We start from the raw sequence: 7,605 nt of genomic DNA, 5'->3' as shown, positions 1-7,605 counted from the left end.
CGAGCACGCTGGGCGCGACCGTCGCCCCAACCATCGCGGCCCTGCCCCCGCAGACTGTGGCCGAGCTCAAGGACAAGGTCCGTGCCCGCATCACCATCGCGGACGATGGCGCAGCGTCCTATGTCGCGCGCGCCAACGCCGTGAGGGGCCGCGTGCCGCCACCGGCGCAGGGCTGAGCAGCCCCGCGCCCGAGCGGCCGCGGCTTCAGCCCTTCGGCCCGCCGTAGCCGCCGGCCGTCGGCGTGATCACGGTCACCGCCTCGCCGGCCTGGAGCAGCGTCTGGTCGGACGGCTTCAGTTCCTCGATCGCCCCCGAGAGCCTGCGCACCAGCGTCCGGCCGACTTGCCCCGGCTCGCCGCCGTCCACGCCGAAAGGCCGGACCTTCCGGTGCGAGGCGAGGATCGCGCAATCCATCGTCTTGAGAAAGCGGATGGTGCGGCTGGTGCCGTCGCCGGCCGTCCATTGGCCCTTGCCGCCGGAGCCCGGGCGGATATGGAAATCCTCCAGCACGACCGGGAAGCGCGTCTCCAGGATCTCCGGATCGGTCAGGCGCGAATTGGTCATGTGGACATGGACGCCGGATGTGCCGTTGAAGCCGGGACCTGCCGGTGAGCCCGAGCAGATCGTCTCGTAATACTGGTACTGGTCGTTGCCGAAGGTCAGGTTGTTCATCGTGCCCTGCGAGCAGGACATCGCCTTGAGCGCGCCGAACAGCGTGTTCGTCACCGCCTGGCTCACCTCGACATTCCCCGCGACCACCGCGGCCGGGTAGCGCGGCGCCAGCATCGAGCCTTCCGGCACGATGATCCGGATCGGCCGCAGGCACCCGGCATTCATCGGGATCGCGTCGTCGACCATGACGCGGAAGACATAGAGCACGGCGGCGCGCGTCACCGGCGCCGGCGCGTTGAAATTGTCCTGGCGCTGCTCGGACGTGCCGGTGAAATCCACCGTCGCCTCGCGCTTTTCGCGATCGATGGTGATCTTCACCCTGATCGCGCAGCCCTGATCCATCGGATAGGTGAATTCGGCATCGTGCAGCTTGGTCAGGAGCCGCGCCACGCTTTCGGCCGCGTTGTCCTGCACATGGCCCATATAGGCCTGCACGACATCGAGCCCGAAGGACCCGATCATCTTGCGCAGTTCCGCGACGCCCTTCTCGTTGGCGGCGATCTGCGCCTTCAGATCGTTGACGTTCTGCACGACGTTGCGCACCGGCCAGCGCGCGCCGGTCAGCAGCTTGACGAGGTCTTCCTCGCAGAAGCGGCCCTGATCGACGATCTTGAAGTTGTCGATATAGACGCCCTCTTCCTCGATGTTCGTCGCCAGCGGCGACATCGAGCCCGGGGCCGTGCCGCCGACATCGGCGTGGTGGCCTCGGCTCGCCACCCAGAACAGGATGTCCTTGTCCGCGGCATCGAACACCGGGGTGCAGACCGTGATGTCGGGCAGATGCGTCCCGCCATTATACGGAGCGTTGAGGCAGTAGACGTCGCCGGGCCTGATCACCGGGTTGTTGGCGATGACCGTCTCGACCGAGCGGTCCATCGAGCCGAGATGCACCGGCATGTGCGGAGCGTTGGCGACCAGCGCGCCGGTCTGGTCGAAGACGGCGCAGGAGAAGTCGAGCCGCTCCTTGATGTTCACGGAGTAGGCGGTGTTCTGCAGCGTCACGCCCATCTGCTCGGCGATCGACATGAACAGGTTGTTGAAGATCTCGAGCATCACCGGGTCGGCCCTGGTGCCGATCGCCGCCTGCTGCACCAGCGCCTTGGTGCGGACGAGGACCAGATGGTCCTTGGCCGTCAGCTTGGCCGTCCAGCCGTCCTCGACGACGACGGTCTGGTTCGGCTCGATGATGATGGCGGGGCCGGCGAGGCTCTGGCCGGGCTCCATCGCCTGACGCCGGACGATGGCCGCGTCGTGCCATGCACCCTTGGCGAAGAAGCGCGTGCGCTCTGCCACCGCCGGCTCGCCGGCATGCTCGTCCGCAGCGGCCTCCTCGAACTTCGCGCCACCGCCGACGGCCTCGACCTCGACGGCCTCGACGACCAGAGCCTTGGCCTCGTCCATGAAGCCGAAACGTGCCTTGTGCGCGGTCTGGAAGGCCTCCTGCATCGCTGCGCGCGGGCCGGCCGGGACGGCGATGGCCGTGTCGGTGCCGGCATAGCGAATGTGGGCGCGGACATGGATGGCGATATCGACCTCAGCCACGCCCTGGCCGGCTACTTCCGCGCTGGTTTCTGCCGCGAGCTTCTCGGCCACGGCCTCGATCGCGGCCTTCGCCTCGCCGTCGACGGGCACGTCGAGCGCCGCCGTGCGCGTCGAGCGGATTTCGGCGAGCCCCATGCCATAGGCCGAGAGCAGGCCTGAGAACGGGTGCAGAAGCACGGTCTTGATGCCCAGCGCATCGGCGACGAGGCAGGCATGCTGGCCACCGGCGCCGCCGAAGGAGTTCAGCGCATAACGGGTGATATCATAGCCACGCTGGACCGAGATCTTCTTGATCGCCTCGGCCATGTTGGCGACGGCGATCTGGACGAAACCATCGGCGACCTCCTCCGCGGAGCGGCCGTCACCGACCTCCCGCGCCAGGGCCGCGAATTTCGCACGCACCGCGTCGACATCGAGCGCCTGATCCTGATTCGGCCCGAAGATCGCCGGGAAATAGGATGGGATCAGCTTGCCGACCATGACATTGGCGTCGGTCACGGCAAGCGGCCCGCCGCGGCGATAGGCCGCCGGGCCGGGATTGGCGCCGGCCGAATCCGGCCCGACGCGGAAGCGCGCGCCATCATAGTGGAGGATCGAGCCGCCGCCGGCGGCCACGGTATGGATCAGCATCATCGGCGCCCGCATGCGCACGCCGGCGACCTCGGTCTCGAAGGCGCGCTCATACTCGCCGTCGAAATGGGCAACGTCGGTCGAGGTGCCGCCCATGTCGAAGCCGATCACCTTGTCGAAGCCGGCCGAGCGGCCGGTCTCGGCGAGGCCGACGACGCCACCGGCCGGTCCGGACAGGATCGCGTCCTTGCCCTGGAACAGCTCGGCGGCGGTGAGGCCGCCCGAGGACATCATGAACATCAGCCGCGCACCGGTGCGGGCGACGTCGAGCTCTTCCGAAACCTGCTGCACATAGCGGCGCAGGATGGGCGACAGATAGGCATCGACCACTGCAGTGTCGCCACGCCCGACCAGCTTCACCAGCGGCGAGACCTCATGGCTGACCGAGACTTGCGGGAAGCCGATCTCGCGGGCGATCCGGGCCGCGACCTGCTCATGGGCAGCGTAGCGATAGCCATGCATGAAGACGATGGCGACGGCGCGGAAGCCGGCATCGAACTGCGCCTGAAGCGCGCTGCGGATCACCGCCTCATCGGGCGCACGTTCCACCGTGCCGTCCGCCAGCACGCGCTCCTCGATCTCGACGACGTCTTCATAGAGCTGCTCGGGCTTGATGATCTGCTTGGCGAAGATGTCGGGCCGCGCCTGGTAGCCGATGCGCAGAGCGTCGCGGAAACCCCTGGTGGTGACCAGCAGCGTGCGGTCGCCCTTGCGCTCGAGCAGCGCGTTGGTCGCGACGGTGGTGCCCATGCGGACTTCGCCGACCGTACCGGCCGGGATAGCATCGCCTGCCTTCAGCCCCAGCAGATCGCGGATCCCCTGCACGGCCGCATCGCGATAGGCGCCGGGATTTTCCGAGAGCAGCTTCCTGGCATGGAGATTGCCAGCCGGATCGCGGCCGATCACGTCGGTGAAGGTGCCGCCGCGATCGATCCAGAAGTCCCAACAGGCTGCCGACATAGGACGCTCTCCCCTCCGCCATGCCAGCGATGGATTACGCTGACGTTTCATCGATAATTCGTCGATGAGTTATTGACAAGGCGCTTCCGCCGGCTACGATCCCGATTGTGGCTGGAACATGGCTGAGGGGCCGGGCCGGCACGAAAGCGGAGGATGCGACGATGCGAGCAACCCTGGCAACCGGGCGCGCACGCGCCACCAACCGGTGGGAGCGGCGCGCTCCATGATCCGCCGCTCGCTCGACACGCTCTACCTCTGGGCCGGCTATGCTGCTGGCGTCTTCCTCGTCCTGATCTTCGTCCTGATGATGGTGATGTCCGTCGGCCGCGAGGTCGGCTTCAATATCCCCGCCGGCGATGACTTCACCTCCTGGTGCATGGCCGCGATGGCCTTTCTCGGGCTCGCCCACACCTTCAAATCCGGCGACATGATCCGCGTCGGCCTGCTGATCGACCGCTTCGAGGGTCGCAAGCGCTGGTTCTTCGAGGTCTTCTCGCTGATCCTCGGCCTCGGCTTCTCCGGCTTCTTCGCCTGGCACGCTGCCGTGATGACCTGGCAGTCCTTCGAATTCAACGACGTGGCCGGCGGTGTCGTGCCGATGCCGCTCTGGATCCCGCAGCTCGGCTATTCCGGCGGCCTCGTCATCCTCTTCATCGCGATGCTCGACGAGTTCGTCCATGTCGTGATCCGCGGCCAGGAGCCCCGCTACGAGAAGCCCCCGGCGCAATCCGACGAGGAGATCGTCGAGCGCGCCATGGCGAGCGGGGTCTGAGCCGATGGCGATGATCGAAATCTCGGGGCTGCTGCTCCTGCTGCTCGCGATCTTCCTCGCCGGCGGCGTCTGGATCGCGATTTCCCTGATGGCCTGCGGCTGGGTGGCGATGCAGTTCGTGGGCGGCGGCATCCCCGCCGGTTCGGTGCTGGCGACCACCATCTGGGGCAACAGTGCCTCCTGGACGCTGGCCGCCCTGCCGCTCTTCATCTGGATGGGCGAGATCCTGTATCGCACCAAGCTTTCCGAGGAGATGTTCCGCGGCCTCGCACCCTGGCTCAACTGGCTGCCGGGCCGGCTGATGCACGTCAACGTGCTGGCCTGCGGCATCTTCGGCTCGGTCTCCGGCTCTTCGGCTGCGACCTGCGCCACCGTCGCCAAGATCGCCCTGCCCGAGCTCAAGCGCCGCGGCTACAACGAGACCGTCTCGCTCGGCTCGCTTGCCGGCGCCGGCACGCTCGGCATCCTGATCCCGCCCTCGATCACCATGGTGGTCTATGCGGTCGCGGCGAACGTCTCGATCATCCAGGTCTTCCTTGCCGGCTTCCTGCCCGGCCTGCTCGTGATGGCGCTGTACTCCGGTTACATCATCGTCTGGCACCTGCTGCACCCCGACCAGTCGCCGCCGCCGGAGCCGAAGATGAGCTTCCGCGAGAAGATGAAGGAATCGGCGCAGCTCATCCCCTGCATGCTGCTGATCGCACTGGTCTTCCTCTCGCTGCTGCTCGGCTGGGCCACGGCGACGGAATGCGCCGCCTGGGGCGTGCTCGGCTCCTTCGGCATCGCCTGGTGGTCCGGCTCGCTGACAAAGGAGGCTTTCTGGCAGAGCGTGATGGGCACCACCCGGATCACCTGCATGATCATGCTGATCCTGGCCGGCGCCTCCTTCATGTCGACCTCGATGGCCTATACCGGCATCCCGGCGGCACTGGCCGAATGGGTCGACAGCCTTCACCTCTCTCCCTACGCGCTGATCGCCGCGCTCACCGTGATGTACATCGTGCTCGGAACCGCGCTCGACGGCATCTCGATGATCGTGCTGACCACCGCCATCGTCATCCCGATGATAAAGACCGCCGGCTTCGACCTCGTCTGGTTCGGCATCTTCCTGGTGCTGATCGTCGAGATGGCCGAGGTCTCGCCGCCGGTCGGCTTCAACCTCTTCGTGCTGCAGACCATGTCGGGCAAGGACTCGAACACGGTCGCGCTGGCGGCGCTGCCATTCTTCTTCCTGCTGGTCGCGGCCGTCGCGATCATCACCGTCTTCCCGCAGATCGTGATGGTCTTGCCGCAGATGGCCTTTCCGCCTCAATGATAACGCATCAAAACCAAGGGAACGGAGACAACACCATGCATCGCAAGGACTTCATCAAGGGACTTCTCGTCGCCGGCGTCGCGGCAGGCGCCCTGTCGCTGGGCTCGCTCGGCGCCGCCGCTCAGACCAAGTGGAACCTGCCCAACGCCTATCCGTCGGACAACCCGCACACGGAAAACCTCGTCCTGTTCGCCAAGGACGTCGAGGCCGCGACATCAGGCAAGCTCTCTATCACCGTTCACGCCAACGCCGCGCTGTTCAAGGCGCCGGAGATCAAGCGCGCCGTCCAGACCGGCCAGGCCCAGATGGGCGAAGTGCTGATGTCGCTGCACGAGAACGAGGACCCGGTCTACGGCATCGACGTCGTGCCCTTCCTCGCGACCTCCTTCGCCGACTCGCGCAAGCTCTACACGGCCTCGAAGGCGGCGATCGAGAAGAAGCTCGACAGCCAGGGCATCAAGCTCCTCTTCATGGTCCCCTGGGCGCCGCAGGGCGTCTACGCCAAGAAGGACATCAACAGCGTCGAGGACATGAAGGGCCTGAAGTGGCGCTCCTACAATGTCGGCACCGCCCGCCTCGGCGAGCTGCTCGGCATGCAGGCCGTCACCATCCAGGCGGCGGAGTTGCCGCAGGCGCTGGCGACCGGCGTCGTCAACTCCTTCATGTCGTCGGGCGGCACCGGCTACGATTCCAAGGTCTGGGAATCGCTGACCCACTTCTACGACACGCAGGCCTGGATCCCGAAGGACGCCACCTTCGTCAACAAGGCCGCCTTCAACGCCCTGGACAAGGCGACGCAGGATGCGCTCCTGAAGGCCGCTGCCACTGCCGAGGAGCGGGGCTGGAAGATGTGGCAGGAGAAGGCCGGCTGGTATCTCGACCAGCTCAAGGCCAAGGGCATGAAGGTACAGGCGCCCTCGCCCGAACTCGCCGCAGGCTTCAAGAAAGCCGGCGACACCCTGACCGCCGACTGGCTGAAGAAGGCCGGCGCCGACGGCCAGGCGATCGTCGACGCCTACAAGAAGATGTAAGGCGCCATCCGACAGCGGCCTTTGTGGCTCGTCATGGTCGGCCCAGGCCGGCCATCGCCCGATCAGAGATTCCCGGGCCGGCGCCCGCGCCGCCCGGGAATGGCGTGAGTTCAGACATGTCCCAGCCCCCTCTCCCCGACACCCTCGGCCCGATCGTCTCCTCCGGCCACCTTGCCGCAGGCGCGCTGCCGGCCCTGTCGGAATTCGAGTTCGCGCTGAGCATGACGGTCCATGCCTTCCATCGCTGGATCGTGCGCTGCATGGCGGCCGCGGGTCTGCCCGATCTGTCGCCGCTCGACGTGATCGTGCTGCACAACGTCAACCATCGCGGCAAGCCGAAGCGGCTCGCCGACATCTGCCTCGTCCTCAACATCGAGGATACGCATCTGGTCAACTACTCGCTGAAGAAGCTGGAGCGGCTGAAGCTGCTGAAGGGCGGCCGCAAGGGCAAGGAGAAGACTGTCGAGGTCACGCCGGCCGGCGAGGAGGCCTGCCAGCGCTATGCCCAGATCCGCGAGCAGCTGCTCGTCAAGTCGATCAAGGCGACGGGTGTCGATCCCGCCCGCCTGTCGGAAATCGCCGCCGCCATGCGCTCGCTTTCCGGCCAGTACGACCATGCGGCGCGCGCGGCCGCGAGCCTCTAGTCAGCGGCTGCCCGGCTCCGGCAGGCTGGCGTAGCTCGC

Annotated in this window: 5 protein-coding genes; 4 read left to right on the top strand and 1 reads right to left on the bottom strand. The window is 66.8% G+C overall.

Going from position 1 to position 7,605, the window contains the following annotated elements; translation table 11 throughout:
- Positions 1 to 204 precede the first annotated feature (204 nt).
- Positions 205 to 3,804 (bottom strand): hydantoinase B/oxoprolinase family protein, encoded by a 3,600-nt coding sequence (locus tag ACIPIA_RS07000; protein ID WP_400507981.1) that lies wholly within the window; start codon positions 3,802 to 3,804, stop codon positions 205 to 207.
- A 223-nt stretch (positions 3,805 to 4,027) separates the two neighbouring features.
- On the opposite strand from ACIPIA_RS07000, the gene ACIPIA_RS06995 reads away from it, so the two are divergent.
- The 4 genes from ACIPIA_RS06995 (at position 4,028) to ACIPIA_RS06980 (ending at position 7,566) form a co-directional block, all read left to right on the top strand.
- Entirely contained in the window at positions 4,028 to 4,576 is a 549-nt protein-coding gene (locus tag ACIPIA_RS06995; RefSeq protein WP_400507979.1) for a TRAP transporter small permease, read from the top strand.
- 4 nt (positions 4,577 to 4,580) lie between these two features.
- Positions 4,581 to 5,891 carry a TRAP transporter large permease gene (locus ACIPIA_RS06990; protein WP_400507978.1) on the top strand — a complete coding sequence of 437 codons (1,311 nt, stop codon included), beginning with the start codon at positions 4,581 to 4,583 and terminating at the stop codon, positions 5,889 to 5,891.
- A gap of 35 nt (positions 5,892 to 5,926) precedes the next feature.
- Positions 5,927 to 6,922 (top strand): TRAP transporter substrate-binding protein, encoded by a 996-nt coding sequence (locus ACIPIA_RS06985; protein ID WP_400507976.1) that lies wholly within the window; start codon positions 5,927 to 5,929, stop codon positions 6,920 to 6,922.
- A 116-nt stretch (positions 6,923 to 7,038) separates the two neighbouring features.
- Positions 7,039 to 7,566: a winged helix DNA-binding protein gene (locus tag ACIPIA_RS06980; protein ID WP_400507975.1), complete on the top strand. Its 528-nt coding sequence runs from the start codon at positions 7,039 to 7,041 to the stop codon at positions 7,564 to 7,566.
- The last annotated feature ends 39 nt before the right edge of the window (positions 7,567 to 7,605 follow it).

Source organism: Allobosea sp. CER48, from assembly GCF_044752385.1.
Taxonomy (GTDB): Bacteria; Pseudomonadota; Alphaproteobacteria; order Rhizobiales; family Beijerinckiaceae; genus Allobosea.
This window is presented reverse-complemented; position numbering and strand designations above follow the sequence as displayed.